Here is a 26635-nt window from a genome sequence, read left to right as displayed (position 1 = left end):
CCCTGGCCTCAGGCCGTTGTTCGCTGGCTCGCCGACTGCCCTGCAGGCGGTGCGGGCTGGAACATGAACATGGAATAGATCACGTTGCGGCGCATGTTGGTCATCATGTCCAGGAACATGTCGTAGCCCTCGTTCTTGTATTCGATCAGGGGGTCCTTCTGGCCGTAGCCGCGTAGACCCACCGACTCGCGCAGGGCATCCATCGACTGCAAATGTTCGCGCCAGAGGGTGTCGATCTGCTGAAGAATGAAGAAGCGCTCTGCTTCGCGCATCAGGCCCGGACGCTGGTCTTCGATCTGGCCCTCCTTGAGGTCGTAGGCATTGCGCAGTTGCTCCTGGAGAAAGGCCTTGAGCTCCTCCATCGACAGGCCCTGGAGCTGATCGGGCTGGAGGTCGTCGAGCAGATACACAAACTCCTGCACCTTGCTCACCAGCTGGCTCACGTCCCATTCTTCCGGCGGCAGATCCGGATTCACGTAGGCCTCCACGATCTCGTTCATGGTGCGCTCGCCATAACCCACCACCTGCTTTTTGAGCTCACGGCCCTCCAGCACCCGGCGTCGCTCGGAATACACCGCCTTGCGCTGGTTGTTCATCACCTCGTCGTACTCGAACACCTGCTTGCGGATGTCGTAGTAGTACGTCTCCACCTTTTTCTGGGCCCCCTCAAGGGAGCGGGTGAGCATGCCCGATTCGATCGGCATGTCTTCCTCCACCCGGAAGGCATTCATCAATCCAGCCACCCGGTCGCCCCCGAAGATGCGCAGCAGGTTGTCGCCGAGGGAGAGGAAGAAACGGGTGGAGCCCGGGTCACCCTGACGGCCCGCCCGGCCGCGCAACTGGTTGTCCACCCGGCGGGATTCATGGCGCTCGGTGCCGATCACGTGCAAACCACCGGCCTCACGCACCCGCTGCTCTTCCTGCTTCACCACGTCGTCGTATTCCCCCTTCACCCGGGCGATGGCCGCACGCAGGGCGGCAATGGCGGGGTCGTCGGTGGGGGCTTTCTCTGCCGCGGTGGCGATGTGGTCTTCCAGTTCGATCACCGTGAGCGCCCGGTCGCCCCAGGCCTTGACCAGATCCTTGGCCAGATCGGCCAGAGCCTGATCGGTGTCTTCCGTGAGCTGACAGGGATAGAGGCTGCCGATGGCCCGGGCCTCACTGGGGGCATGGCCATGGGGGCCGCTGGCGGGAGCTGCCTTGGCAGCAAAACCGCCGCCACCCTCAGCGCCACTGCGCTGCAGGGGCACGGGCGGCCGGTGGCCTTCTTCGGGACGCACAAGCCTGGAGAGCAGCACCTCCCGCAGCTTGAGGCGGGCCATGTAATCGCTGTTGCCGCCAAGAATGATGTCGGTGCCACGGCCGGCCATGTTGGTGGCGATGGTCACCGCCCCGGAGCGTCCGGCCTGGGCCACGATCTCGGCTTCCCGCTCCACGTTCTCGGGTTTGGCATTGAGCAGGTTGTGGGGAATGTCCTCTTCCGCCAGCAGGGCACTGAGCAGCTCACTCTTTTCCACACTGGTGGTGCCCACCAGCACCGGACGGCCCTGTTGGTGCACCTCCGCGGTTTCCTTGGCCACGGCCCGCCACTTGGCCTCTTCGGTTTTGTACACCTGGTCCACCCAGTCCTGGCGGGCCCGCACCCGGTTGGTGGGCACGATGGTGGTTTCGAGCTTGTAGGTCTTCTCGAACTCGGTTTCCTCGGTTTTGGCCGTGCCGGTCATCCCAGCCAGGCGGGGGTAGAGCAGGAAGAAGTTCTGGTAGGTGATCGAGGCCAGGGTCTGGGTTTCCGGCTGGATCGGCAGGGCTTCCTTGGCTTCGATCGCCTGGTGCTGGCCGTCGCTCCAGCGACGCCCCGGCATCACCCGGCCGGTGAATTCATCCACGATCACCGCTTCGCCGTCGCGCACGATGTAATTCACATCGCGGGTGAACAGATCCTTGGCCTTGAGGGCGTTGGTGATGTAGTGGGCCCAGGGATCCTGGGGGTCGTAGAGGTCGGCCACGCCGATCATCTGCTCCGCCTTGGCAAAGCCCTCATCGGTGAGGGTGCAGCTGCGCTGCTTCTCATCCACTTCGTAGTCGCCCTCGGGATCGATCCCGTCCTTGCCCATCTCGGCGGCCCTGGTGAGGGCTGCGGCCACTTCCGCCGCCTTCTGATACTTCTCCTGGGGCCGCTCCACCTGGCCGGAAATGATCAGGGGGGTGCGCGCCTCATCGATCAGGATCGAGTCGACTTCATCGATCACGCAGTACTGGAACTCCCGCTGCACCACCTCGTTGATGTCGGCGGCCATGTTGTCGCGCAGGTAGTCGAACCCGAGCTCGGAGTTAGTGGCGTAGGTGATGTCGCAGCCGTAGTTGCGGCGGCGCTCAGCAGGGGTCATGTCCTGCTGGATCAACCCCACCGAGAGGCCCAGGAAACGGTGCACCTGCCCCATCCACTCGGCATCACGGCGGGCCAAGTAGTCGTTCACGGTGACCACGTGCACGCCGCGGCCGGTGAGGGCATTGAGGAAGCTGGGCAGGGTGGCCACGAGGGTTTTGCCCTCGCCGGTTTTCATCTCCGCGATCTGGCCCTCATGCAGCACCATGCCGCCGATCAGCTGCACGTCGAAATGGCGCATGCCCAGCACGCGCTTGCCGGCCTCACGCACCACGGCAAACGCCTCCGGCAGCAGCTCATCAAGCACAGGCCGCTGCTGGTCGAGGCTGCCGGCGTTGTCGAGGCGCTGACGGAACTCAGCGGTGCGCCGGCGCAGGTCGTCGTCGCTGAGGGGCGCCACCTCCTCCTCGAGGAGATTGATGTCGGACACGATCGGCTGATAGCGCTTCAGCTTGCGGGCATTGGGATCACCCAGCAGCAGCTTGAGCATGGAAGGCGCTAAATCGTCTGCGCGCCAGCCTACTGAGGTCTCTCAGCAGGGATACTGCGGCCATCCGTACCGCACAACGTTCATGGCACGCCTGGAGCAGGCCCTGCAGCTGCGCCGGCTCAGCCGGTCACTGAGCATCTGCAGCAACGACCCTGACGTACCTGCACGTCGGGTGATGAAGGCGTTGCGAGGCCTGGGAGCCGGACGCCCGCGGCTTCTCAAGGGATTGCGGGCCGGTGGTCGTGTTGGCCTCGACCTCAGTAGTCACCATCCCAAGCTGCGTTTGTGGTCGGCCGCTGCCGGCCACCCGAAGGCCGGATGTGGCGACGCTCTTGAGCTCCTGCAAATGCTTCAGAGCACCGAGGCCTGGCATCAGGCGGGCGAGACCCTTAGGCGAGAAGCCGCCAACCGTCGCCTGCAGCTGTGGAACCACCGGGGCCGCCTGAAGCATGCAGACGCCGTGCTGGCGCACCTGCGGCAGCACCCCCAGGCCCCCCTGTTTTTCTGGCACCACTACGACCGACGAGGGCTGCTGCCTCGCAGTTGGATGGCGGTGTTCCAAGGGCTGAAGGCCGCGGGCTGGTGCGTGGTCGTGTCCAGCTCCGAGCTGGCTGCAGAGGCTCTGGACGCCTTGCAACACCAAGGGATTCCAGTGCTGCTGCGAAACAACATCGGGCTCTGCCTCGGGGCCTACCGGGACTTCTGCTGCCTGCTGAACGAAAGCAGCGACCTGACCAGAGCACGAGCCACGCTGGTGCTGGCCAACGACAGCACCCTGCCGGTAGGAGGGGCCAACGCCTTCCTGCGCACGCTCAGCTTGATGGCGGATGAACAGGATCCAGCGCTCGGTCAACTGAGCGGGATCACCGATTCCGTTGAACGGGATCGTTACCACGTGCAGTCCTATCTATTGATGGGCAATGCACGGCTGATTCAAGCGCCCGCCTGGGAACAGTTCTGGAGAGAGTTCCCGATCAACGGCAGCAAGGATGATCTGATCAACCAAGGCGAGCTGGGACTCAGCCAGGCGTTGTTGCAGGCGGGATTCACGGTGAAAGCCCGCTTTTCTCTGATTCATATGTTGCTGGATGAATCCACCACCCATGGGGAACTGGCCCGTTTCGAGGTGCGCGAACCTCGCGAGGTCAACCTGAGCCTGTTCGCCTGGCAGTCACTGCTGAAGCAGGGCTGTCCCTTGCTCAAAAAGCAGGTGCTCTTCAACCTGCCCCTGCGTCAAACGCTCCCACTTCCCCTTAGCGAACTGAAGCCTTATCTCGGGCCTGACGACGACGGCCTGCGCGCAGACCTCGAAGACCTGCTGCGGTCCCGCTACTTGAACCCTTGATAAAGTCGCCTTCAAACGATCCTTCTTAATGCGGCTGTCCATCCTGGTGGTTTCAAGGACAGCAGCGCTGATCAATCGCCTTTGCGACAGCCTGGATGCTGCCTGCAGCCTGGCACCTCTCGACGTTGAAATCCTCTGCTCCTGGAACGGCAGCGATGCTGAGGAAGCGCAGATCCGCAACAGCAGCCGTTACGACTTTCACATTGCCCGCAGAGTGCCTTATCACTTCGCCGGCAACATGAATGGGTTGGCGGCGCGCGCCGGCGGCGAGGTGTTGATGCTCGCCAATGATGATCTGATTCTCGATCGCGATTGTGTTGACGCTGCTCTGAGCGTTCTCAAGCAACAGCCAGAGGTAAGTCTGGTGGGAGCCGTGCTGCGCGATCAACAGGGGCGGCTGACGCACGCGGGCATCAATTTCGACTCCAGGGGTTCTGCCTATCACCTGCTCGATCGCTTGATTCCCGCCGATCGACCCGAGGTCACGCCCACAGGACCGGTGGCGGCCGTCACCGGCGCCCTGCAGTGGATCCGTCGCGATGACTTCCAAAGGGTGCGGCTGAATGAGCACTACAAGGTGTGCGGGGAGGACGTGGAGCTTTGTCTGGATGTGCAGCAGACCCTCGGCCAGCAGGTCTGGCTGAGTGGAGGGTCGTGTGCGATCCATGAATCCGAGAGCACCCGCAGCACCCAGGAAGGACAGGCCGGCAATAGTGAAGACCTCACCCGTTTGCGAGCGCGCGTGCGCGCGTTCCTGAACCAAGCCACCCCAGCGCAGCTGCAGCTGTTTCTGCAGCAGCAGCAATGGGAGTCACATCAACTGCGGGAGATCGTGATCCATCAACTTCCCGAACTTCTGGCCAGGGTGCATGAGCTGGAACCCCTCCAGGCCGAAGTAGACCGTCTTCGCAGCATCGAAGACCAGATCAAGGATCTTGAGGAGGAATTGCGTGGTCGAGACCTGGTGCTGATGGATCTCAGGGAAGAACGGCTGCGCCTTAAGCAACGCAACGAGGCTGTGTCGCGATGACCAGTACATCCCCCATGCCGTCATCCCATTCCCTGCATGGTCTTCGGCTGGTTGTGACAGCCATCGATCTCGAGCAGAGCGAGCACCGCGGCATTGCCGTGTACAGCAAAGGTGTGCTTCGCGCCCTGAAACGAGCCGGCGCTGAGGTATGGCTGCTCACCCAATTTGATCCACCGATGAACGATCTGCGCTCGCGGCGCATCCCCAAAACCACGGCAGACACCGTGTTCTATGCCAGGGTGCTCGAGGGCCTGAACACCGGTCATCGCCATCTGGCACAGATGAGCCTGCGGCAGCGCGTGCTGCGGGCCTTGCCGATCGTGAATCAATGGGTGCCGCCAGTGCTGAGGGCCCGGAGCAAACTCAGCACCCTCTTTCCCCAGCGCCGCTACCCCAGTCGGTCTCTCAAATGCCTGCCCATTCGCGAACTGTTCGACAACCCCTACCTGCAAACCGAACGGCTCGACTATCTCCTGAATGTGGATGGGCTGATCTGCGCCGATGACATTTTTGTGAACAGCTTCCGCCTGGCCAATCAGAAACCCGGCGAGATGCTGGAACTCGACCTGCAGGGATTCGATGGGCTGATCACCACCTGCCCGTTGCAGATCAGGCCCACGAATCCAACCGTATTCATCCAGACCGTGCATGACCTGATCCCACTCGAGTACGTGCAAACGAGTGACCACGTGCCTGGTTTTGCCCGACGCCTGCGCAGTTGCGCCCCGGCAGGTCGGCTGTTCGTTTCCAGCGCAACCCAACGCAAATTCAATGCCTCCATTCTGCCAACGGCCATGGAGGGAGCTGCACACCACAGCAGGGTTCTGATCCAATCACCCTCCCTGCAATTTCCAGGCGACGCACTCGACTGGGAAGCACAAATGCCGTCGTTGAAGATCAACGCCGAAGGCAAAGAGCGGCTGCAGACGCTGCAACCCGGTGGTTATCTCCTGTTCAATTCATCGGTGGAACCGCGCAAAAACCTGCTGTTTGCGCTCCGGGCCTACGTGGAATCGGGCATCGAACGGCATGGCATCCGCTTCTGTATCACTGGCATGCTCAAAGACGATGCCTACAGCGCCTCGGTGAGCCGCCTCGTGAGCGGTCACAAGAGCATCCTGCTCACCGGCTACGTGGATGAAGCCACCAAACGCCACCTGTACCTCAACGCCCTGGCCCTGGTGAGCCCTTCACTGGTGGAAGGTTTCGGCATCCCCGTGCTCGATGCCGCCTGCCTTGGCCTCATGGCCCTTGCCAGCCCATCAGCGTCGCACCAGGAAATCCAGGCCCTGCATGATTTCGATCAGCACGTGCTGCTCTGCTCCACCCTGCAAACCAGTGACTGGGCCAGTGCCATGCGCCTGGTGACCCTCAAGCAGGAACAGGAGCAGACCGATCTGGACCCCCAAGCCCTTCGCCGGCACCTCAACCGTCTGCGCAGCGAAAGAATCCTCCGCTACCGCCGTTACCAGCGCTTGGTTGACCAGAGCTTCGACACCACCATCTGCGAACTGGTTCAAGCCGAATCCGGGGCGGCCACCCTCTCGCACACCACCAGGGCACGTCAGCTGGCGCCAAGAGCAGCCAACTGATCTCTGATCTGGGCGATCTGCCGGTCCACAGAGAGGGATCGGGCCAGGTCCAGACCGGCAGAGGAGAGATGGCTCCACAGAGCTCCATCCCCCAGCAACGCGCGCACCTGGCCGGCCATGGCCGTGCCGTCGTCGTCTGTGGGGAAAAACAGCGATGAACCCTCATGGAATTCCCGGTGCACAGGGATGTCGCTGATCAGGGTGGGAAGGCCTTCGGCCTTCGCCTCCAACACCGGGTAATCGAAGCCTTCTTCTGTGCTGGCGGAGAGCAGGGCCATCGCGGCGCGCACCAGGGCCATCAGCTCAGCCTGGGGCAGGGCATCGATCAACTCAACCTGCTCTGGCCGGGGCAAGCTTTGACGCAAGCGCTGCACCAGAGGGGTCTGGCGACCGCCGCGGCCGATGATGCGCAGCGTTCCACTCCACTGGGGCCACTGGCGCTGCAACTGGTCGATGCCCCGGAACAGAGCCGGCAGATTCTTGTTCACGTCGTGCCGGGCTAAAGCCACCAGGTCTTGGCTGGACGGCGCGAGGAGTGGCGGGCGCTGGATACGGATGCCATTGGGAATCACCTCGATGCGATCCGATTCCACACCGAATGCCACCAGTTGATCCGCCACATAACGACTGATGGCGATCAAGCGCGTGGCGGCCTGGCAATGGCGCGGTTGCCAGAGGCGATAGCGCAACCAAGCTTTGCGGCTGTTGGAGGCCACCAGGGGGGTGAGGTCGTGGCAGGTGATCAGCTGGGGAACGTCTGGCCAGCAGAGCAGGGCATCAAAAAAGGGCGAGTAGATCGCCTCGAACTGATCCAGCTGGATCCCATGGCTTTGCAGCAGAGCCGGCAGGTTGAGGCCGTGCTGCACCAGGCTGTAGCGCTGCAGAACGCGCATACGCCGCCCCGGCGCCCAGGCCGGAGGCTGAGGCAACCACTGCCCAGGCGTCAGCAAGGCGCCTTGACCATCAATCCCGAGCTGCAGGCGCAGACCATCGAGTCCGGGCACCACCCGCTGCACGTAGCTGCCGAAACCGGAATGGCCGGGCAGCCAGGAGAGCAGGTTGATCAACTGCATCAGATCAGGAAGGGGATGTTGCGACGTTCGCTGTTGAGCAGCCTGATCGCAATCCAGATGCCCAGGGCATTGGCCGCCAGCAGCACCAGGCCCACACCCCACTGCACCTCACCCGCCATCAAGGTGTGACGGATCGGCGACAGAATCCGGTAAAGAGGATTGATGTTGGCCGTCCAGGCCATGGCCCCGAGATTCTTCTTTTCATACAGAATCGGCGAGAGCAGAAACACCAACTGCAGCACGATCGGAACGAGCTGGTAGAGATCACGAAAGCGAGCCCCGAGCAGGCAGGTGAGCATCGGAAACCAATACAAAAACAGAAATAGATTCAGCAGTGGCAGCCAACCCCAAAGCAGCAGATTGATTAGCAGATTGTGCTGGAAGAAACTGAGCGCCAGCAACACCATCAGGAAGGATTGCAGGAAGGTTTGCAACTGAAACGCCCATTCCTCCAGGGTGTAAAAAATCGGATGCAGATTGATGTTGTGGAGGTGATCGCGGTTGTGCTCAAAGAGATTCGGCGCACCACTCACGGCCGCGCTGATGGTGTTCCACACCACCAGGCCCAAGCCGAGATACACCACATACACGGTGAAGTTCTGCACCTTGAACACGGTGCCGTACACCGCCGCCAGCACGGCGATTGAAAACAGATTGGAGAGTCCGAGCCAGAAGCTCCCCAGGGTGGTGCGCGCGAATCGGGCACGGGTGCGGGCCGTGGCGGTGAACCACCACACCCGGCGGCTGCGCCAGGCATCGCGCAGGGTGCGACGCACAGACTCGCGCCGGGGACGACCAGAAGCAGTGGAAGCAGACACGCTCATCAACCCTGGGACGCGTGGTAATGGCTGAGAGCCTGCTCAAGTGGCCCATCGAACACGATGCTGCCCTCGCTGAACACCAGCCCGCGGCTGCAGAAACGCTTCAAGAGATCGTCGGAATGGGACGCCAGCAACAAGGTGCCCGCCGACGCCAGAAAGGCCTCAAGGCGATTCTTCGCCTTCTCGTAAAAGCTGCTGTCTCCAGCGCCAAAGCCCTCATCCATAGCCAGACATTCATGCCGGGATCCGGTGAGCACAGCAAAGATCAGGCGCGCCGCCATGCCCTGGCTGTAGGTCTTCACCGGCAGATGCACGAAATCGCCAAGCCCGGAAAAGGTCACCACATCGCTGCAGAAGGCCTCGAAGCCTCGCAGGTTGCCGTGCATCATCAGGTAATGAGCCTTGATCGCTTGTTGTCCACTGAGCTCAGGGCTGGTGATGAAGCTCTTGTGGATCATCGGATGCACGGGTACATGGGCCTGAAACACCCCGGCTGAGTGTTGATACACCCCGGAGATCAGGCGCAGAAATGTGGACTTGCCAGCGCCGTTGTGGCCGATCAGGGCCACCCGCTCACCTTCATGCACGGTGCAGTTCACGTTTTCCAGGGCCGTGATTACCGCACCGCCACGGCTGCGATTGAGGCGTCCGCCCGTCACCGAGCGGATCAGGGTGGCCTTAAGGCTGCGGGTTTCGGTGGTCGCCACCGGAATATCCAGACGCACGTTCTCTAAATGCAAAGCCACAGGCTGTTCAGCGGCGACCTGAACCTGGGGCTTGGTTGTGAGAACGTCCTTAGGCATCGCGGGCAGACTACCGCTGATCCCAGGCGCTGAGATTCGTCAGCCAGACGCCGCGAGCAAACATCGCTCGGTAGCGCTCTCGGGCCTGCTGCCCCAAACGACGGCGCAACGCAGGATCAGCCGCCAGCCTCTGCAGCACCTCGGCAAGCGTGTCCGGGGTCTGCGCCCAGCGCAGGCCGGGCAACTGCCCAACCCAGCCCATGCCAGAGCGGCGGCGTTGAAACGCCAGTGCGGGAATGCCGGCCGCCATGGCCTCCAGTTGCACGATCCCGAAGGCTTCATTGCTGCGATCCGATGGCAACACCAGCACATCCGCCGCAGCTAGCTGGGCGAGCTTGGCGCTCTCATCCAAGCGGCCAAGGAACTGCACCGATCGCTCAACCTGACCTGAGAAGAGATCGCGGCTGAGGGATTCGAACAGCGAGCGCCGCGGCCCATCACCCACCACCACCAGGCGCCAGGGTTGGGAGAGGGTGGCCAGAGCCTCTAGCAACCAGTCGAGCCGCTTGTAGCTGTCGAGGCGGCCGATGAACAGCAGCTGCAGGGGCCGTTCAGGCTCGGCCAGCCGTTGCGGCAGGGCGAGAGCGCCGGCCTCCTGCTCAGCACTGAGGCAGCACGAGAGCACCGCCACCCGGTCCTGATGGCAGCCGCAACGCAACAACTCCTCGCGCAACAGCGGCGAGGTGGTGATCACACCGCCCAGCCGGGGCACCACCAGCAACGCCAGCCGCTGGTAGAGCGCATACAAACGGCCATTCAGGCCAGCCTCGGGCTCCAGAAAGCAATGCCAGTGGGCCGTGACCCGGCGGCGCGGCCGCAGCACGCGGGCCAGCACCAGCAGCAGCAACACCCCCGGAGAGGGCAGATGACCATGCAGAGGCCGCGAAGAGCGCAGCAGCTGCCAGAGAGCTCGCGACGGCAGGGGCAACCGCAGCCGTCCCAAGGCCGGCGTGCAAGGCAGGCAGCGGCGCGGGTAGGTCACCGCCAGGGCATCCAGCTCGCTGGCGCGCAAGCCCTGGACATCAAAGCTCCACACGGTGCCGCCCCACACGGCGGCCAACTCGTGGGCCACCCGCTCAACGCCGCCGTAACCGGGCGGCCATTCCCGCAGCAACTGGTCAGGCATGAACAGGCTCGCCACGCACGCGCAGGATCAAGGGCACCGTGAGGGTTGCAGGGTGGCTGATGCCGTGGGCCCAGAGACCATTCTCCCCCCAGCAGTCGCCATGGTCGGCACACACCATCACCGTGCCAGCGCTGAATCGTTGCAGCAGTGGTGCCAACTGCTGATCGACCCATTCCAGGCACGCCCGCTGCCGGCGCCGACTCTGCCGTGCACTGCAGGAAGACCCACCAAAGGGCTCACAGGGGCTGGGCCAGCGTGGCCAGTCCGCACCCTCATGCCAGTAGGGCAGATGGGTTTCACCAACGTTGAGAAACAGAAAACAGGGCTGGTCTGGCGGCAGCTCCTGCAAGCGATCATTGATCCAAGCCAATTGCCTGTGCAGACTCCAGCAGTCACCGGCGAACTGAAACCGGTCAAACGGTTGGGCCAACACGGAACCGGTGGCTGTTGCGGTGTCGAACCAGCCCACCGCACCACTGCCGATCGTGCTGTACCCCTTGCGCCGGAACCCATCGATCACATTGGCGCCTTCCAGTGCAAAGCCCAGGGCGTCGTCACCCTGATCCTGCTGGCGCTGCCCATGGCCCAGGCGAAACAACTTGAGCACCTTGGGATTGAGCAGAGGCGCTGAACTCCCTTGAACGCCTGGGGTGAAGCCCATCCAGAACGCCGCATGACTGCCGTAGGTGAAATGACTCGGAGCCATCGCCTTGTGCAGCGGCCCCAGAGACGCCAGGTGGGGGAGCGCACCCCTGCGATACGACGCTCGAAACGTGTCGTAGCGACAGGAATCGAGGCTGATGAACAGCACATCGTTCATGGCCGGGTCAAGGCGTCGCCAGCGGCAAATCCAGCCAGGGATGTCGATCCTGGAGCGTGCGCGAGAGCGCTCTCCAGGAGCGGTTGGTGGCGGTGTGGCTCATGGAGTCGGCGTGGCTGCGGTACACCGCCAACACTTCAGGGCACTGAAGTCCATAAAAACAGGCATCCAGCAACTTGCACCAGAAGTCGAAATCCTCCCAACCACCCTGGATGTGGGTGTAGCCACCGACGGCAAGCCAGGCCGTGCGGCGCACCAGAGCCATCGCATCCACCACATTGCCGCCAAGCAGGCGGGATCGCTGCCAGCTGGCTGTGCTTACCAAGCTGCGCTGATCATCCGGCCGGCCAGCTTCAACCTCCACGGCCAGCAACGGATGCACCACCGCCAGCTGCCCATCACCCGTGCCTGCCAGCTGCAGACAGGCCTCCACGGCCCGGGGATAGAGGGCATTGTCGGCATCCAGCACGAAGCACCAGGGGCTCTGAGCCGCTGCAAAGGCCGTATTACGGGCCGCTGCCAGGCCGGCATTGCGGGTATGGCTCAGCAGCAGCAGGCGCACAAACGGGTGATCCGCGTGGGCCAAACAGCGCTCCATCCAGCCCTTCACCTGTTCGGCTCCGGCATCGCTGGAGGCGTCATCCACCACGATCAGTTCGAGCCCTGCAGCCGTTTGCGCAACGACGCTGTCAAGCGCCTCACTGATGCGATCGGCGTAATTAAACAAGCTCACCACCACCGCGGCGGTTGGGCTGGTGCCATTGCCCCAGGCAAACAACTCCTGCGTGGGTGGAGAGGGGCGGTCTTCGGCCAACACCCGCAACGGACGTCCAGCCTGGAGTGCCCGCAGATCAGCAGGCGTCACAGACGCGGAAAGATCCCCGGCCTGCAGCACCTGGGCTGCCTCCTGGGATGCAGCGCTGAGCCAGCCGGCCCGAGCCAGGCCAGCCACCGCATCGGACACCACCAGCTCTGGCCAACCCGGCCAGTACTGAATGCGTGGCAACAGCAAGGTGCCAGTTCTGGATTCCTGGGTGAGGGCCTGCTCGAACTCCCGGCCTGCGGCACCCAGCACGACCAAAGCTCCCGGCTCCGGTGGGGCCATGCCCAGTTGCTGGGCCCAGGCAGACGCCATGGATGCCAACGGCTGCTGCAACCAGCCATTGGTCGGTGCGTGTGGATCCAGCCACCAAGCCGGCAGTCCCAGATTGCGGAGTAGCAGCACCCGGGCTGGTTCGGGATCAAGAATCAGCTGCTGGGCGCGCAGGTGCTCCAACCAGTGCTGGGCCCGCTCCGGCGGCGGCAACTCCAAGTTGAGGGCGATTCGCTCCAGGGGCCCCTTCGCAGCGGGATCGGGGCAGAGGCTGATCCTGTGGAGCCCACAACGCTGCGGATCGATGCGCCTGCCTCCGAGATCCTGCAGCGGGGCGCGTTGCAGCCATTGATGGGGCTCGAGCTCCTGCCATGCAGGACCACACACGTGCAGCACAGGATCCGGGGCTAACGGGGGCACGGCATGGGCCCGTGGCGCCGAACAGGAGCGATAACAGTCCAACCAGTCGCTCCAGGCCCGAGGGTCTGCTGCTGACGGCCGCTCGATGCCCAGAGCCAGAGCCTCCGCCAGCCTGCTGGGCAGGTCTGAAGCCGGAAGGCGATGGGGCAAGGGCTGGCGCAGCAGCCGTTGATGGAGCTGTTTCAGTTGGGGGTGCGTGGCCGGGAGCTCGGAGGCCTCGCCATCACGGTTCAAAGTCTGGTTCAGGAGGGCCAGCAGCCCTTGGCGCTGAACGGCCCCCGGGGAGACCCCTGGCAAGGCCTGAAGCCAACGCTCCAGCCAGGCCACAGGACGATCGCCCACCGACGTTGCATCGATGAGCGAGAGCGGGAGGGCAGCGCTGCGCGCGGCGTGAATGGCCTCGAGGTTGTGCCGCCACCAGAGCTGCTGGGCCTGGGATGAGGCGATTGTCGCCGGATCGCTCAGACAAATCTGCAGGTGCAGCGCAACACCGAGCTCTTGGGCCAGGTCCCTCCAGAACGGAACCAAACGTCCATCGCAGAGATGGTCGATCACCAGAACTTGCGTCGGTGCTGCCAACGCCGCTGCCAACTCTGTTTGCAGATCAAGGCGCGCCGCCGAGGTGGCAGGGTGCTCCCTCCAGCCTGGAGGCAAGGCACTGCTGTGGCCTGATGCCGGCCAACGCAGCTCCAGATCCGCCAGGAGGCGCGACTCGGCTTCGGCAACACCGTTGCGCACCATGCCAACGGAGTCGAGACTCCCCAGCAGGGGGAGGAGTGGCAAGCGCGTCCATTGCGGCATGCCCACGAGCAGCAGCAGCGCAGGATCGGACACAGGCCCAGCCAACCGAGGTCGGCGCGACGTTATCGCGCATGACCGCTGAGCCGCAGTCTGATGCCAGCATGCAGCGGCGAATAATGCGGTTCTAACTGGCGTGCTGCAAGCAACCGAGAAACGCTGTGTGCTGGTTCTGGGCATGCACAACAGCGGCACCAGCCTGCTCGGCAATCTGATGCACGCCGCTGGGCTGCCCCTGGGGCCGGATTTGCTGCTGCGCGATCGCATTCCTGAAGACCGCCGCCCCCGTTACGACTATTTCGAAGACGATTCGATCGTGCAGCTCCAAGACCGCTGCCTGCTCGACCTGCAACGGCACTGGAGTAGTTACCGCAGTGCCTTCCAGCTGCCGGAACGGGAGCATCCTGCGCGGGAGCACTTCCGGAACGCCCTGGCATCGCTGCTGCCTTCGCGGTTCCAACACAGCCCGCTCTGGCTGGTGAAAGATCCTCGCAGCGCCATTCTGGTGGAGGACTGGCTTGAAGTTCTGCAGGCTCTCAGCATCCAACCCTGTCCTCTGGTGGTGCACCGCGATCCGACCAGCAACATCCGTTCCTTCAGCAGCAAGGGGCAGGTGCCGCCTCTCTGGGCCGAAGCGCTCTGGCAACGCACCTATGCCCAGTGTCTTGCTGCAGTGCAGCAGGTGCCAGATGGAGCCAGCGCCTTCACCAGCTTCGAGCGGCTGATGAGCCAGCCTGCTGAGGAAATCGGCCGGCTTTGCACTTGGCTGCAGTGGCCCCTCGCCGAGACCTTGCAAAGCGCACTGGCGCAACGCGTGGACCGATCACTGCCCACAGAGCCCCTGGGCATGGCCTGCGATCGCCCGAACGATCCTGGAGCGCCTCAGGCCGACCTGCATCCGGCCACTCAGGCCCTGCGTCAATGCCTCGAACACCAAGGCGGGGGCAGCCACAACCTCCCTCCCCTCCTCGCCGACAGCCTGAGCCAAGCAGCAGCTCAGGGCACGGCGCCTCTGGAACTGAACAGCGTGCTTCAAGGAGAGCAGACGCTCCTGCCCAAAGTGGACGTCACCATCGTGACCAGTGAGCTGCAGGGCTGGGGCGGTGGAGGTGGGATTGGCTCAGCCCTGCGCGAACTGGCCGAGACCTTGCGTGCAGCCGGTCATCGGGTTGATGTGTTGCTGGTGCAACCGGGCAGCAGCGTCGACGGGCCAGAACTCAAAGGTGTTGGCGTGCATCGACTGGACAGCAGCGGCTGCAGCCGCCTGGAGCTGGTGAGACAGGTGGCCGCTTGGCTCAGGAATCACAACAGTGATGTGGTGCACCTGCATGACTGGTTGGGACTCGCGAGCGGGCTGAAAGAGGCTCTCCAGCCCCATCCACCGCAGTTGGTGGTTGGGCTGCATGGCCCCAGTGCCTGGGCCAGGAGCGGGAATCCCTGGCCCCGAGACGACGCCGGCGCGTTGCTGGCGGACGAAAGCCAGCTGTTTGATGAGGGGCTTGTGCGCGCCCTGGAAGTAGACGGGCTGCAGCAAGCCGATTGGCTCGTTTCCCCGTCTCAGGCGATGGCTCACTGGGTGAGTGAGCATCTGCTCCACGGCGCCAGGCCAGCACACCTGGTGGTGAATCGCAATTGCCCTCTACCGCAACGGCTGCAAGCCACCGACGCCAAGCAGACGCCTAAGGGTGAACGGGTGGATTGCGTGTATTTCGGCCGGATGGAGCAGCGCAAAGGGCTGACATTGTTTCTCGCTGCCTTGCAAGGCTTGGAGCCTGCACCCGAGCGCGTTCTCTTCCTCGGCACGGATTGCGTGGTGGGATTGCAAGCCAACGGAGAGCCGTTATGGGGAAGCCAGCTGGTGCGAGACCAGCTGCAGGGCATCGGGATCGCCACACAACATGAGCAGGGTCTGCTGCGTGATGCGGCACTGCAGCGCCTGATGGAGCTGCAGGCCGTGGTGGTGATCCCCTCGCTGATCGAGAACAGTCCCTGCGTGGTGGAGGAGTTGCTGGACAGTGGACTGACGATGGTGGTGACCGACGTGGGTGGCAGTGCCGAGCTGGTGCGAGCGCAGGATCGTCGCTGGCTCAGCGCCGCAGACGCCCCCAGCCTGCGCGGCCATCTGCAGGCCGCGCTGATGGCCAGACAAACCGGGTCTGAGGACTATCAGCTCGCCAGTGCGGTGGAGAGCTGGCGCATTCAACAGAGCTGGCAAGCCTTCCATGAGCGCTTGCCCCGGCGGCTGTCGCCGCTCCCCTCTCAGGAACCCGCTGCTGAGGCCGTCGCTGAGCCGCTTGCAGCAGCGGAGCCACGACCACCACTTTGGCGACGCGCCGCCGGCAAAGCCAAGCGTTTGGGCGGCAAAGTGAAGCGCAAACTGAAGGCCTTGGTTGGCCTTGGATCCTGATGGACCCGTCCTCCTCCCCGTCGAGCTTGCAGCGGCTCTCCAGCGCGGGCTTGCGGCAGTGGCGGCGAACCCGGGGACAACTGGGCCTGCGAGAGCGTGAACCAAGGCCTCACTTCCTGGGGGTGGGAACGCAGAAAGGGGGAACCACCACCCTTTATCAGCTGCTGAAAAGCCACCCGGAGATCTATCTCCCTGAGAACAAAGAAATTCACTACTTCACCAAGTTCTACGACCGTGGAGAGGCCTGGTACCGGCAGCAGTTCGCCAACGCACCAGCCGGACTGCTGAGGGGGGAGATCACGCCTTATTACCTGTTCCATGAGGCCGTGCCTTCACGCATCCATGCCCTCAGGCCCGACATGAAGATCATTGCGCTGCTGCGCCATCCGGTGGAACGAACGCTCTCGCAATATTTTCATTCCTGCCGGTGGAATCTCGAGACCCTGCCGCTGGAGGACGCCCTGGCAGCAGAGCCTGAACGGCTCCAGGGAGCTCTGGAGGTGATCCGTCAACCCGGTGGAACCCATCTGAGCTACCAGGAGCACAGTTATCTGGCCCGCAGCCGCTACGAGCAGCAGCTCACGCGTTATTTCCGCCTCTTTGGGGAGCAGAGGGTGCTGGTGTTGCGCAGCGACGATCTGTTTGCGGGTGACCGGGCCACCCTCGATCGGCTCAGTGCGTTCCTGAACATCGACTCTTTTGCAGCGTCCACGCCCGTGCCCAAAGCCAACAGCGGCGAAGGCGAAGCCAAGCAGGTGCCTGCCGAGGTGAAGCGGCGCCTTGAGGCCGAACTGGCCCCCACCTTCGACTGGCTCGATCGGGTGCTGGGGATCAGCTGGTAAGGCCCTGGCGACGGGCGGCAAGGGCCCTGGCTGCCGCCAAGAGGGACAACCCGAGCAAATCCGGACTGGAGCGCTGCAGCCGGCGCCGAGAGCGTGGCTGCAGACGCTGCTTCAACCAGCTGCGCGTAGACGGATCGAGCAAGGCCTGCAGCAGGCTGACCAGCTGATGGGGTTGGTCCACCTGAACGCGCAGTGCAGCCTCAGCGGCCGCCTCCCTCAGGCCGCGGCTATCGGCAACGATCACCACACCCCCGGCCGCGGCTGCCTCCAGAGCCGGCAGGCCGAATCCCTCCACACGACTGGGCACCACCACGGCCAAAGCCTGGCGGTAGGCCAGGGCAAGCTCCGGCTCGGTGAAGTGCACATCAACACAGCGGCCTACCAATTCGGGACTCGCCTGTTCCAACTCCTCACGGACGGATTTGGCGCTTTTCCCGCAAAGCACCAGCTGGAGCGTGGGAAGGGCCCCGACAGCCCGAGCGACCAACTCAGGGTTTTTATAACTGCCGAGGCGGCTCGTTCCTGGCAGCAGCACAAACGCGTCCCACAGGCCAAGGCGGCTCTGCAGAGAGTGCCAGAGTCGGTCGGCGCCTGGCGCAGCCACCGTGGCGGCAAAAAGAGGGTCAGCTGCGGGGTGACACCAGGGCACTGCACCCCTGGGCAATTGCAGAAGCTGCTCGATGTCATTGGCTGTGGCCGCGGAGACCGCAAGCTGCGCCTGCGCGCCCAGCAACCAGCGGCGGCGCAGAGCAGTAAGAGCCTCCGGCACCTGGCTGCGCTCCGGGATGCAGTCGTGCACCAAGGCCAGCTCAGGAATCGCCGGCAGTGGTTGATCACCGCAACTGGAGATCCAGCTGGAGAGAAACACCTGCGCCCGCCAGCGGCGAGCTAGATCCGCATTGGCCGTTGTGATTTCAGCCACTCCATCCCAATCCAGGGGATCGGCAGGGGCCGCCTGGATCACCTCGAAGCGACTGGTGAGAGCCATATGGCTGTCACGATCGATCAGGCACAGGGGTGCCTGGGGCGTGATCAGCCCGGGCAGGGACCAACAACCAAGAATCTGCTGCCACACCCGGCCGATGCCGCCCAGGGGCCGGCAGAACCAGAGGCCATCGAGCAGCAGCCTGGGCCCGGGAGCACCGGCAAGCCTCAGCTCGAGCTCCTGCTCCAGGGGCTTCAGCGGCCGGCTACTGGGGCGGTGGCTTGCCCAGTGTGAACGGGCTGCCTCCAGCCCCTGGCCATGCCAGCAGCGCAGCACCTCCGCCACTGGCCTCCCCTCTCCGAGATTGGCAGCACAACTGAGCGGTTGTTCGCGATCCACAGCCAAGGGCAGAGCCGCTTGTAGCTTGCCTGGCAGCGAACGGATGGTCATGGCCTCAGCGCCTCTGCCGGCGATGGTGGTGATCAATCTGGGGCGCAGCCAAACGAGGCTGGAGCAATTCCGGCAACGCAGTGGGGTGCCGGCGGCGCTGATCCCGCGCCTGCAAGCCATCGATGGCCGAGCTCTCCAGGCTGAGACGCTGATGGCGCGCGGACTGATCGACGCGAGCGTGCAGAGCTGGCCGAAAGGGCAGCTGGGATGCGCCCTGAGCCATCTCAAGGCATGGATGCACTGCCGCCGCAGCGGGCAGCCCCTGCTGATCTTTGAAGACGATGCCCTGTTCGCCGCAAACTGGACGCAACGCCTCCGCCACTTGATGGATCAGGCGCCTGGCGGTTGGGATCTGCTGCTCCTGGGGTGGAACATGGACAGCTGCCTGCACGTGGGCTGGGGCCCGGCGATCACGGCCACGGCACTCTTTCAACCGCGCTTCCCGGCAGCAGACGCGCTGGAGAGCAGTTTGAACAGCAGCCAGGGGCATCTCTGGTTTCCGCTGCACAAGGCCCTGGGGCTGGCGGGGTACGTGCTCAGTGCCGCCGGAGCCGCTCGCCTGCTCAGCTGGAGTCTGCCCCTGCGCACCCTGCCCATCGAGGCTCCAGACCTGCCGTCGCGCCCATGCTTCAGCCTCGACGGGCAGCTGAACAGCCTTTACCCGCAGATCGCCGCCCACGTGTGCGTGCCCCCCCTGGTGCTGGGCGCCAACGACAAGCCCCGTTCACTCACCAGCCGATGAGGGCCGCAAGCGTGAGGCCGATCCTCTACTACGTGGATCACACCTGCCGGTTTCCCCACAACAGCGGCATCCAACGCTGCGTGCGCTCGATCGCCAGGGCTTTGATCCATGCTGGCCAGCCGCTGATTCCGGTGATCTGGAACCGCAACAGCCAACGGCTGGCGGAACCCGGACCCGCTGCTCTGAAGCATCTGGCCGCCTGGAACGGCCCGGAGGTGACCAGCTGGAGCCGCTGGACCACCGAGACGCCACCGCCACAGTGGCTGCTGGTGACAGAACTGGTACGGGGCGCGAACAACCCCAGCCGCGAGGCCTTGCTGAAGGCCTGCCGGCCCTTGCCGCTGGCAGACGCCTGGCTGTTTCACGACGCCATTCCCCTCCGGCAGTCGCAGCTTTACGGGCCAGCAGCCCAACGGGTCGCGGCCGAGCATGGGGCCTTCATGCACCAACTGGGACAGGCTCGGGTGGTGTTCTGCAATTCGCAGCAAAGCCACCACGAGCTCAGCGATTTCCTAGAGCAGAACGGGGGGAAACCTGCCAGCCATCTGCACACCCTGGTGCTGGCAGAACGGTTTGGAGCGGAACGTTCGGCGCCGATCACCCGCAAACCGGCCTCAGCGCCCCTGGAGCTTCTCTGTGTGAGCACCCTGGAGCCCCGCAAGAATCATGCAGGCCTGCTGAAAGCCCTGGCCTGGCTACACAGCCAAGGAGTGCGGCATTGGAGGCTCACCTTGGTGGGCTGGCCGGCAGAACCGGCGATTCAGCGCCTGCTCGATCGCAGCCTGCAACGCGGCCTGCCCCTGCGCTGGTTCGATCGGGTGACGGACGCCCAGCTGCTGGCGCTCTATGAACACTGTGACTTCACCGTCTTCCCCTCCTTGGAGGAAGGGTTCGGACTGCCCGTTGCCGAGAGCCTCTGGCATCGGCGACCGTGTGTCTGCAGCGGCAGCGGAGCCCTGGGGGAGCGGGCTGCAGGCGGAGGGTGCGAAACGGTTGATCCCCAGCAGTGGCCATCCCTGGCCGCCGGCCTGATGCGGTTACTCACGGATCCGCAGCGCCGCGGCCAGCTGGAGCACGAGCTGGAGCAACGCCATTTCCGCAGCTGGTCCGACGTGGCCCAGGAGCTGCTCCACCGTCTCAAGCAGCTGGAGCCGCCGCCGCCCAACGCAGGGCAGTGAGCAGATCGGCACCGAGCTCCTCCAGCACCTGAATCGCCAGACGCTGCCCGGCGGCGGCAATGGCGGCGCAAGCGCGGGGATGGCTGCGGCACCAATCGATGCAGACCTCGAGATCCGAGAGATCGGCGCGGATGGGCACCAGATGTTCATAGGCGCGAAGCCGGTGATGAAACCACTGGCCGCGAGCGCTCTGCACCCGCAGCACACAGCTGCCGCTGAGGAGCTTCCAGAGCAAACCCCAGGAATTGACATTGCCATCGATGTCGAGCAGCCAGCGGTGAGCGGCCAGCTGCTCAGGAGCCAGGCGTTCCGTCAGCAAACCGTCTGCTTGCAACTCCTGGCGCAGGTCGTGATCGGCCTGGCTGGAGGCCGCCTGCACCACGGCGGTGAAGCGGGCATCACAGCCCTCGAGCTGCTGCAAGCGGCGGCAGAGCCGGTAGCGCGGCAGCTGGAGCAGCCGGTGGCGATCAAGCGCGGGCAGACCGGTGCTGCTGCCCCGCCAGATCACCCGGTCGTGGCGCTGGGACCAGGGAGGCAAGGGTGTGTGCCGCCAGGCCTGGCGCAGGAGCAGAAAGCCGCGGCTTGCCAGGCAGTAGGGATCGGGAACCCCACCGAACGATGGAGCACTGCGGGCGAACGCCGCATCGAAATGCAGCAGGCGGGCGTGGCGGGGCTGTTCATCATGCAGCTGCAACCCCAGGGTTTGCCCCTGTGCCGGCAAGCCCAGCGCCTCGGCCATGGCCAGCAGCTGCAGCAACGGTTGCCGGCGGCTCAGGGCCATGGCCGCCATCGCCGGCGGCTTCAGCAACTGAACCCCTCCATCAGCGCAGCGCTGCAGCTGCAGGCAGGTGTCAGGCCCCGAGAGCACGGAGGCGAATGCGTTGTGCTCACGCTGCCAGCAGGCCACGGCCGCCTCCCGGCGGGACAGCCCCTGCAGCTCCCGCAGGAACCGGTCTGGACCGAGCGGGTCCCAGACCGGCATGGCGTCTCTCACGCGTGACGGGCCAGCCAGTTGAGCACCTGCTCAGGCGCCACCTGCTGCATGCAGGGGTGGCCGTCCACGAGGCAGGCATCGTTGCGGAAGCGGTTGTCGGCGCAGAGGGTGCAGCGATGCTCCGACACGGTGCGATCAAGGTTGTCCACCCGCGGCAACCACAGGCGAATCGGACTGGCCCCATCGCCCTGGGCATCGTTGCCGACCACCGCCAGGGTGGGGGTGCCGACGGCGGCGGCGATGTGCAGAGGCCCGGCATCCACGCTCACCACAGCCCGCGCCTGCCGGCAGGCGCCCGCCAGCTGGATCAGGCTGGTCTGGCCGCGCAGATCGATCAACTCGGTGCTGGCGAGCAGGGCCTCTTCCCCGCCTTCGGAGTGGTACTCGCTGCGCTGGGTGGCGGGGGCACTGCCCACCAGGCCCACGCGCAGGCCCCGGGCACTGCAGTGCTCCACCACGGTGCGCCAATGGGCAAAGGGCCAGATCTTGGCTTGGCGCGCTGTGGTGGCATGAATCAATACCTCCGGCACCGGGAATCCCGGGTCTTCCCAGGGCAGCTCGATCGCCGCGAAGTCGGTGCGGATGCAGGCCAGCCGGCAGAACAGCTCAGCGATGTAATTACTGCTGAAGTGGTCGCGGTAGCGATCCAGAAACTCAGGACGGTCCCAGTCGGGATCGGCCAGGAAGCGTTGGTGGGGCTCCTCTCCCCAGGGCAGATCACGGCGCAGGTTGGCGCTGAGACTGCCGCCCGCCACCCAGGTGGGGGCGAGCTGGGCGGTGAGCACCTGGGTGACGGGGTTGAAGCCATCGAGGTTGATGGCGAGATCCACCGGGCCGACCGTGTGAGAGCGCTCCTGCAGGGCCTGGGCCAGCTGCGCCGACGCCTCGAGACCGGCTTGATCCCAGCTGCTGCGCCAGGTAATCCAGGGGCAGGCCTGCTCGAAGTCAGCGGTGACCTCACTACCGATGAAATCAATGCAAGCCGACGGCCAGCGCTGGCGCAGCCCGCGCAGCAGGGGCGTGCTTTTCACATAGTTGCCCACCTTGCAGGAGCCGAGCACCACGATGCGAGGCGCTGCTCCGAGCTCCTCTCCGCTGTAGCGCTGCATCAACCCAGCTCCGATCCGGCTCTGATTGTCATGGCAGCCTTGCCGTTCCTGCAAGCGCCCGTTGTCCACTCCCGGCCCCCGCATCGACCTGCTGGTGAATGCCCCGGGCAGCTGGAACACGGTGCGGGTGGCGCAACCGTTTGAAGCCTTAAAGGCTCAGGGATGGGATGTGCGCATCCATCACCCACCGATCCAACCCCTTGCCATGGTGCGCGCCTCCAGCCTGGTGATCTGGCAACGGCCACTGCCAGAACAAACCGCCTCCTGGGCGAATGCCCTGCAATGGGTGCGTTCCCGCGGATCGCTGCTGCTGGTGGAGTGGGATGACCACCCCGATCTATTCCCGGAGCGCACCCGCCAGAAACTACGGCGAACGCACTGCTGCCACCTCAGGCTCGCCCATGCCCTGCAGGTGTCCTGCCCGAAGCTGGCGCAGGCACTGACGCCCTTGAACCCCCACAGCCTGGTGGTGGAGAACGCCGTGGCGCCGATCCCGCCTCTCAATCTGGGCAAACATCAGGCTCGGGAACCCCTACGTGTGTTTCTGGGCAACCTCAACCGCACCCAGGAGCATCAGCAGCTGCAACCAGCTTTGCAGGCCTGGCTGCAGGAGGCCCCGGAGCTGCAGTTGGTCTGCGCCGGTCACCAAGACCTGCCGCTTCAGGCCCGACCGGGCCAGATCGAGCAGCATCCGCTGCTGGCCTATAGGCGCTATCGGCAGCTGCTGGCAAGTTGCCACATCGCTCTATTGCCCCTACAGGAAGGCATCCCCCAGGCCTGCAAAACACCGATCAAGTGGCTGGAGGCTGCTGCGGAGAGCACCGTGGTGGTGGCCGGACCGGAGCTCTATGGCCCCTGGCTCGCCAACGATCGCCTGGGGCTTTGGGCTGCCGATGGCCCTGACCTCGTGGCCGCCGCCCGGCGCCTGGCCGCCAACCCAGACCTACGCCGCACGATCGCGGCGGCAGCACACCAGGCGATCCAGGCCCATGGGCTGATGCAACAAAGTCAATGGCGCGGCGCGCTCTACCGCCATCTCTGGCGTGTGCGCGGTGCCCTGGATCAGCGCCTGCTGCAACGCTTTCCCAGCCTGCAGACTGGGCCGCAATGATCCCGCAGCACCCTTAACCGCGATGCGCATCCTGATCACGATCGTGCATCACTGGAATCCAAAAGGGAATGGCAATCACGCCTCCTTGCGGCCCAACCCCGAGCCCCGCCTGCACGCCCTTCAAGATCAACTGCTCAGCTTCCGGCGCCTGGATCGACGCCAGGGAGCCCTGAATATCCACACCAAAACCGTCGAGAACGCCAACCAGAGCCTGCGCCACAAACTGAGCGTGCGGCTGGTGACCGATGGCCAGCACCATCTGGCGGAACGGCTTGACCCGCTCTATCAAAACTGGGTTGAGCACGTGCCCACTAGCCCGGAGGATCCGCGCCATCTCGGCTTCGAAGCCCAGCGCCTGCTGGCCGAGGGGCTCGATGAGCACTATGACCTCTACGCCTACTTCGAAGACGACCTGCTGATCCACGACCCGTTCTTCTTTCACAAGATCGCCTGGTTCCAGGCCCACATCGGCAAGGACGCCGTGCTCCTGCCCCAGCGCATGGAGTTGTTCTGGAAAGCCGATACCAACGTGGACAAGTTTTACATCGATGGCCCAATCCCGAGGGATTACCTGGAGCCTTTCCTGAAGCACACCAGTACTCCTGTGGGGGCTCCGCTACCAGGGGGAGACATCGTGTTCATCCCACCGGTGAATCCCCATGCGGGCTGCTTCGTGCTGACCCACGCTCAGATGCAGCATTGGAGCGAGCAGGACTGGTTTCTCGACGGAGACTGCAGCTTCATTTCACCGCTGGAAAGTGCCGCCACCTTGGGGCTCTGCAAAACCTTCCGATTGTTCAAGCCCCATCTGGCCAATGCCGCGTTTCTGGAACTGCAGCACTGGGGAACCAGCTTCCGCAGCTTGATCGGGGGCGTGGTCAGCTCGCCTGGGACAGATCCCGGCGCAGCCAACGGCGCAGACGCAGCAGACGACTGCGATTGAGCTGGGACAGGTCCCGTTCAGCCTGGCGGCGCTGCTGCAGTTCTTCTGCCAGGGTGCGGCCATAGAGCGCTTCCGCCCAGGCCAGCTGCTGGCAGATCACATCGGGCATCAGGCGCTGGCGCGTCTCGCCCCGGGCCTCGGCCTGCAACCACTGGTGCAATTCCAATGCCATCTGCAGCAGGGGTGATCCCTCCACCGACTGGGGGACATCGGACCGTTCCGCCGACCACGGGTTGTGGCGCTGCGCCTGTTCCTCCTGTTCCCAAAGCAGCAGGCGTTCATGGCTGCGCTCTGGCAGCTGCAGGTGGAAATGGCGCTCCAGCTGGTCGAGCACACCGTCGGGATCCCAGCTCAAGCGTTCCTGCTCCAGCACCAGGCGCTCCTCGCCACGGGTGGCGGCCTCCATCGCCAGCATGCTCTGCAACCAGATCAACAGGCCGCGATCCCGGCTGCAGCCAGACTGCCTCGACAAGCTCTCTGCCACCTCGAGGGGATGGCGCAGCACCAGCACGAAACTGGTGCTGATCGGCAGCGCCGCGAGCGTTTGCTTCCAAAGGGGCAAGAGCCGTTCCTGGCCGGGGAGCTGAAGCACCCGCAGGCCCTGGTTGGGCAGGCACCCTTGAAGCACATCCAGCAGCTGCTGCTGCAAGCCGGCAGCGGCGTCACTGCCGTACCAACGGGCTGGCAAGCTGCGGATCGACAGACCATCGGTGCCAGCGGCTTCCAAACTGGCTGCATGCAGCTTGGCGAGGGGCTCGCTGCTGATGGCGGGAGCGCCGCAGAGTTCCAGGCAGCGACGCAGACGCTGGCCCCCAGCCTGGGGCAATCCCAGAACCAGCATCAGCCGAAGGGTGTCTGCAGTCATGGAATCCCCGTTGAGGGGCTCAACGTATCGTTCGCACAGAGGGATGGCCAGAACAGCCGGTGCGGTTTCTGTTGATTCACCAGAACTTCCCCGGACAGTTCCGCCAGCTGGTTCCCTTTCTGAGCCAACGGGGCCATGAGCTGGTCGGGATCTGCAGCCATCAGCGCCCTCTCGCCGAGATTGCTAACACCCGGGTGCTGCGCTACCCGGAGCCAGCACCAGCGCCTCCAGAGCTCCAAGGCCGTTCGCGGCTTTGGCATGAAGCGCTGGCACGGGCTGAGGCCGTGGCCCGACTCTGCACTGAGCTCAAGCAGCAGGGCTGGCACCCCGACGGCATCGCCGTGCATTGCGGCTGGGGTGAATCTCTGGGGCTGCAGGAGATCTGGCCGGACGTTCCTCAAATCGTGTGGCCTGAGCTGTGGATGCGCCCGGAGCATCTGGGGCTGCAACCCACGGATCCTCTGGTCCATCTGGAGCGCAACCTGCTCACCCGCACCGCCCTGAGCATGGCCAAGGCCTGGGTGCTGCCCACCCAACACCAGGCCCGGAGCCTCCCCCCCTGCTTTCAGGATCAGCGCCTGCATGTGATCCATGAAGGCATTGATGCCAAAACAACAGCCATCCCCAATGCGCAGATGGCGTTTGAAGTGAGGGGCAGCCGCATCGACCGCACGGTTCCCACCCTCACCCTGGTGAACCGCCAGCTGGAGCAGCTGCGAGGCTTCGACACGTTCATGCACTCACTGCCCCAGCTCCAGAAGCGCCATCCACGGCTGCGGGTGTTGATCGTGGGTGACAACGAGTCGGGATATGGCCCTGGCCATCCCAGTGGACGCGCGCTCAAGGAGGTGATGCTCGAAGAGCTCAGCGGCCAACTGGATCTGGGGCGCATTCACTTTCTCGGCCGCATCCCCCATCCCCATCTGATCAGCCTGCTGCAGGTGAGCAGCGTGCACGTGTACCTCAGCTCCCCGTTCATCCTGGGCTGGAGCCTGCTGGAAGCGATGGCCTGCGGCTGCTGCATCGTGGGCAGCACAGGGGCTCCCGTGAACGAAGTAATCGAGCACGGCGTGGAGGGCCTGCTGGTGCCCGGCCGGGATGCCAACGCCCTGGCGCAGGCTGTGGATCAGCTGCTGAACCATCCTGAGTTGCGCCAACGGCTGGGGAAAGCGGCCCGGCAACGAGCCCTGCTCTACGACCAGCGCCTAACGCTGCCCGCCCTGGCCGCACTGCTCGAGCAGAGCGGAAGGAGCAAGCAAGCGACGTAATCTT

General features: G+C 64.4%; 21 protein-coding genes. 10 read left to right on the top strand and 11 right to left on the bottom strand.

Annotated features, from left to right (window positions below; all coding sequences use genetic code 11):
- Positions 1-8 precede the first annotated feature (8 nt).
- Positions 9-2876 carry a preprotein translocase subunit SecA gene (gene secA / locus SynPROS71_RS00780; protein ID WP_186596019.1) on the bottom strand — a complete coding sequence of 956 codons (2868 nt, stop codon included), beginning with the start codon at positions 2874-2876 and terminating at the stop codon, positions 9-11.
- An 82-nt stretch (positions 2877-2958) separates the two neighbouring features.
- Between secA and SynPROS71_RS00775 the strand changes: the two genes are divergently transcribed.
- From SynPROS71_RS00775 to SynPROS71_RS00765, 3 genes are read left to right on the top strand one after another with little or no spacing between them, the layout of a single operon-like run.
- Positions 2959-4221 carry a hypothetical protein gene (locus tag SynPROS71_RS00775; RefSeq protein WP_186596018.1) on the top strand — a complete coding sequence of 421 codons (1263 nt, stop codon included), beginning with the start codon at positions 2959-2961 and terminating at the stop codon, positions 4219-4221.
- Positions 4222-4249: 28 nt separating this feature from the next.
- A complete protein-coding gene (locus tag SynPROS71_RS00770; RefSeq protein WP_186596017.1) occupies positions 4250-5251 on the top strand; it encodes a glycosyltransferase in 1002 nt (333 codons plus the stop codon).
- Positions 5248-6843 carry a glycosyltransferase gene (locus tag SynPROS71_RS00765; RefSeq protein WP_186596016.1) on the top strand — a complete coding sequence of 532 codons (1596 nt, stop codon included), beginning with the start codon at positions 5248-5250 and terminating at the stop codon, positions 6841-6843. Before SynPROS71_RS00770 ends, SynPROS71_RS00765 begins: the two co-directional genes overlap by 4 nt.
- Here the strand turns inward: SynPROS71_RS00765 and SynPROS71_RS00760 are convergent.
- From SynPROS71_RS00760 to SynPROS71_RS00735, 6 genes are read right to left on the bottom strand one after another with little or no spacing between them, the layout of a single operon-like run.
- Entirely contained in the window at positions 6816-7916 is a 1101-nt protein-coding gene (locus tag SynPROS71_RS00760) for a glycosyltransferase (RefSeq protein ID WP_186596015.1), read from the bottom strand. The two genes, SynPROS71_RS00765 and SynPROS71_RS00760, sit on opposite strands and share 28 nt — an antisense overlap.
- On the bottom strand, positions 7916-8740 hold the full coding sequence (locus SynPROS71_RS00755; protein WP_186596014.1) for an ABC transporter permease: 825 nt from the start codon (positions 8738-8740) through the stop codon (positions 7916-7918). The genes SynPROS71_RS00760 and SynPROS71_RS00755 overlap by 1 nt, the downstream gene beginning before the upstream one ends.
- On the bottom strand, positions 8740-9540 hold the full coding sequence (locus SynPROS71_RS00750) for an ABC transporter ATP-binding protein (RefSeq protein WP_255442252.1): 801 nt from the start codon (positions 9538-9540) through the stop codon (positions 8740-8742). The genes SynPROS71_RS00755 and SynPROS71_RS00750 overlap by 1 nt, the downstream gene beginning before the upstream one ends.
- A 10-nt stretch (positions 9541-9550) precedes the next feature.
- Positions 9551-10681 (bottom strand): glycosyltransferase family 4 protein, encoded by a 1131-nt coding sequence (locus tag SynPROS71_RS00745; protein WP_255442250.1) that lies wholly within the window; start codon positions 10679-10681, stop codon positions 9551-9553.
- A complete protein-coding gene (locus SynPROS71_RS00740) occupies positions 10659-11486 on the bottom strand; it encodes a sulfatase-like hydrolase/transferase (RefSeq protein WP_186596012.1) in 828 nt (275 codons plus the stop codon). Before SynPROS71_RS00740 ends, SynPROS71_RS00745 begins: the two co-directional genes overlap by 23 nt.
- Before the next feature lie 7 nt (positions 11487-11493).
- Positions 11494-13833, bottom strand: coding sequence for a glycosyltransferase family A protein (locus SynPROS71_RS00735; protein ID WP_186596010.1), 2340 nt, complete (start codon positions 13831-13833; stop codon positions 11494-11496).
- A 100-nt stretch (positions 13834-13933) separates the two neighbouring features.
- Here SynPROS71_RS00735 and SynPROS71_RS00730 point away from each other — a divergent pair, with 100 nt between their 5' ends.
- Together SynPROS71_RS00730 and SynPROS71_RS00725 are read left to right on the top strand one after the other, a co-directional pair.
- Positions 13934-16204, top strand: coding sequence for a glycosyltransferase (locus tag SynPROS71_RS00730; protein WP_186596008.1), 2271 nt, complete (start codon positions 13934-13936; stop codon positions 16202-16204).
- Positions 16204-17046 carry a sulfotransferase gene (locus SynPROS71_RS00725; RefSeq protein WP_186596006.1) on the top strand — a complete coding sequence of 281 codons (843 nt, stop codon included), beginning with the start codon at positions 16204-16206 and terminating at the stop codon, positions 17044-17046. The genes SynPROS71_RS00730 and SynPROS71_RS00725 overlap by 1 nt, the downstream gene beginning before the upstream one ends.
- On the opposite strand, the gene SynPROS71_RS00720 is transcribed toward SynPROS71_RS00725, so the two are convergent.
- Positions 17036-18421: a glycosyltransferase gene (locus SynPROS71_RS00720; protein WP_186596004.1), complete on the bottom strand. Its 1386-nt coding sequence runs from the start codon at positions 18419-18421 to the stop codon at positions 17036-17038. The two genes, SynPROS71_RS00725 and SynPROS71_RS00720, sit on opposite strands and share 11 nt — an antisense overlap.
- On the opposite strand from SynPROS71_RS00720, the gene SynPROS71_RS00715 reads away from it, so the two are divergent.
- The gene (locus tag SynPROS71_RS00715) at positions 18420-19163 is read left to right on the top strand and encodes a glycosyltransferase family 25 protein (RefSeq protein ID WP_186596002.1); all 744 of its coding nucleotides are present in this window, start codon (positions 18420-18422) and stop codon (positions 19161-19163) included. The two genes, SynPROS71_RS00720 and SynPROS71_RS00715, sit on opposite strands and share 2 nt — an antisense overlap.
- The gene (locus SynPROS71_RS00710) at positions 19160-20341 is read left to right on the top strand and encodes a glycosyltransferase (protein ID WP_186596000.1); all 1182 of its coding nucleotides are present in this window, start codon (positions 19160-19162) and stop codon (positions 20339-20341) included. The genes SynPROS71_RS00715 and SynPROS71_RS00710 overlap by 4 nt, the downstream gene beginning before the upstream one ends.
- On the opposite strand, the gene SynPROS71_RS00705 is transcribed toward SynPROS71_RS00710, so the two are convergent.
- Entirely contained in the window at positions 20301-21323 is a 1023-nt protein-coding gene (locus SynPROS71_RS00705) for a glycosyl transferase family 90 (protein WP_186595998.1), read from the bottom strand. The two genes, SynPROS71_RS00710 and SynPROS71_RS00705, sit on opposite strands and share 41 nt — an antisense overlap.
- An 8-nt stretch (positions 21324-21331) precedes the next feature.
- Positions 21332-22528, bottom strand: coding sequence for a glycosyltransferase family 9 protein (locus SynPROS71_RS00700; protein ID WP_255442249.1), 1197 nt, complete (start codon positions 22526-22528; stop codon positions 21332-21334).
- Between SynPROS71_RS00700 and SynPROS71_RS00695 the strand changes: the two genes are divergently transcribed.
- Entirely contained in the window at positions 22506-23555 is a 1050-nt protein-coding gene (locus SynPROS71_RS00695) for a glycosyltransferase (RefSeq protein WP_186595997.1), read from the top strand. The genes SynPROS71_RS00700 and SynPROS71_RS00695 overlap by 23 nt on opposite strands.
- Positions 23556-23577: 22 nt before the next feature.
- Positions 23578-24498 carry a calcium-binding protein gene (locus SynPROS71_RS00690; RefSeq protein ID WP_186595996.1) on the top strand — a complete coding sequence of 307 codons (921 nt, stop codon included), beginning with the start codon at positions 23578-23580 and terminating at the stop codon, positions 24496-24498.
- Here SynPROS71_RS00690 and SynPROS71_RS00685 read toward each other — a convergent pair.
- Positions 24434-25363, bottom strand: a complete 930-nt coding sequence (locus SynPROS71_RS00685; protein ID WP_186595995.1) for a hypothetical protein — start codon at positions 25361-25363, stop codon at positions 24434-24436. The genes SynPROS71_RS00690 and SynPROS71_RS00685 overlap by 65 nt on opposite strands.
- Positions 25364-25422: 59 nt before the next feature.
- Between SynPROS71_RS00685 and SynPROS71_RS00680 the strand changes: the two genes are divergently transcribed.
- Positions 25423-26631 carry a glycosyltransferase gene (locus SynPROS71_RS00680; protein WP_186595994.1) on the top strand — a complete coding sequence of 403 codons (1209 nt, stop codon included), beginning with the start codon at positions 25423-25425 and terminating at the stop codon, positions 26629-26631.
- Positions 26632-26635 lie beyond the last annotated feature (4 nt).

This window comes from Synechococcus sp. PROS-7-1, from assembly GCF_014279795.1.
Lineage (GTDB): Bacteria > Cyanobacteriota > Cyanobacteriia > PCC-6307 > Cyanobiaceae > Synechococcus_C.
Note: the sequence above shows the minus strand (reverse complement) of the source record. Positions and strands in the feature narration are given on the sequence as shown.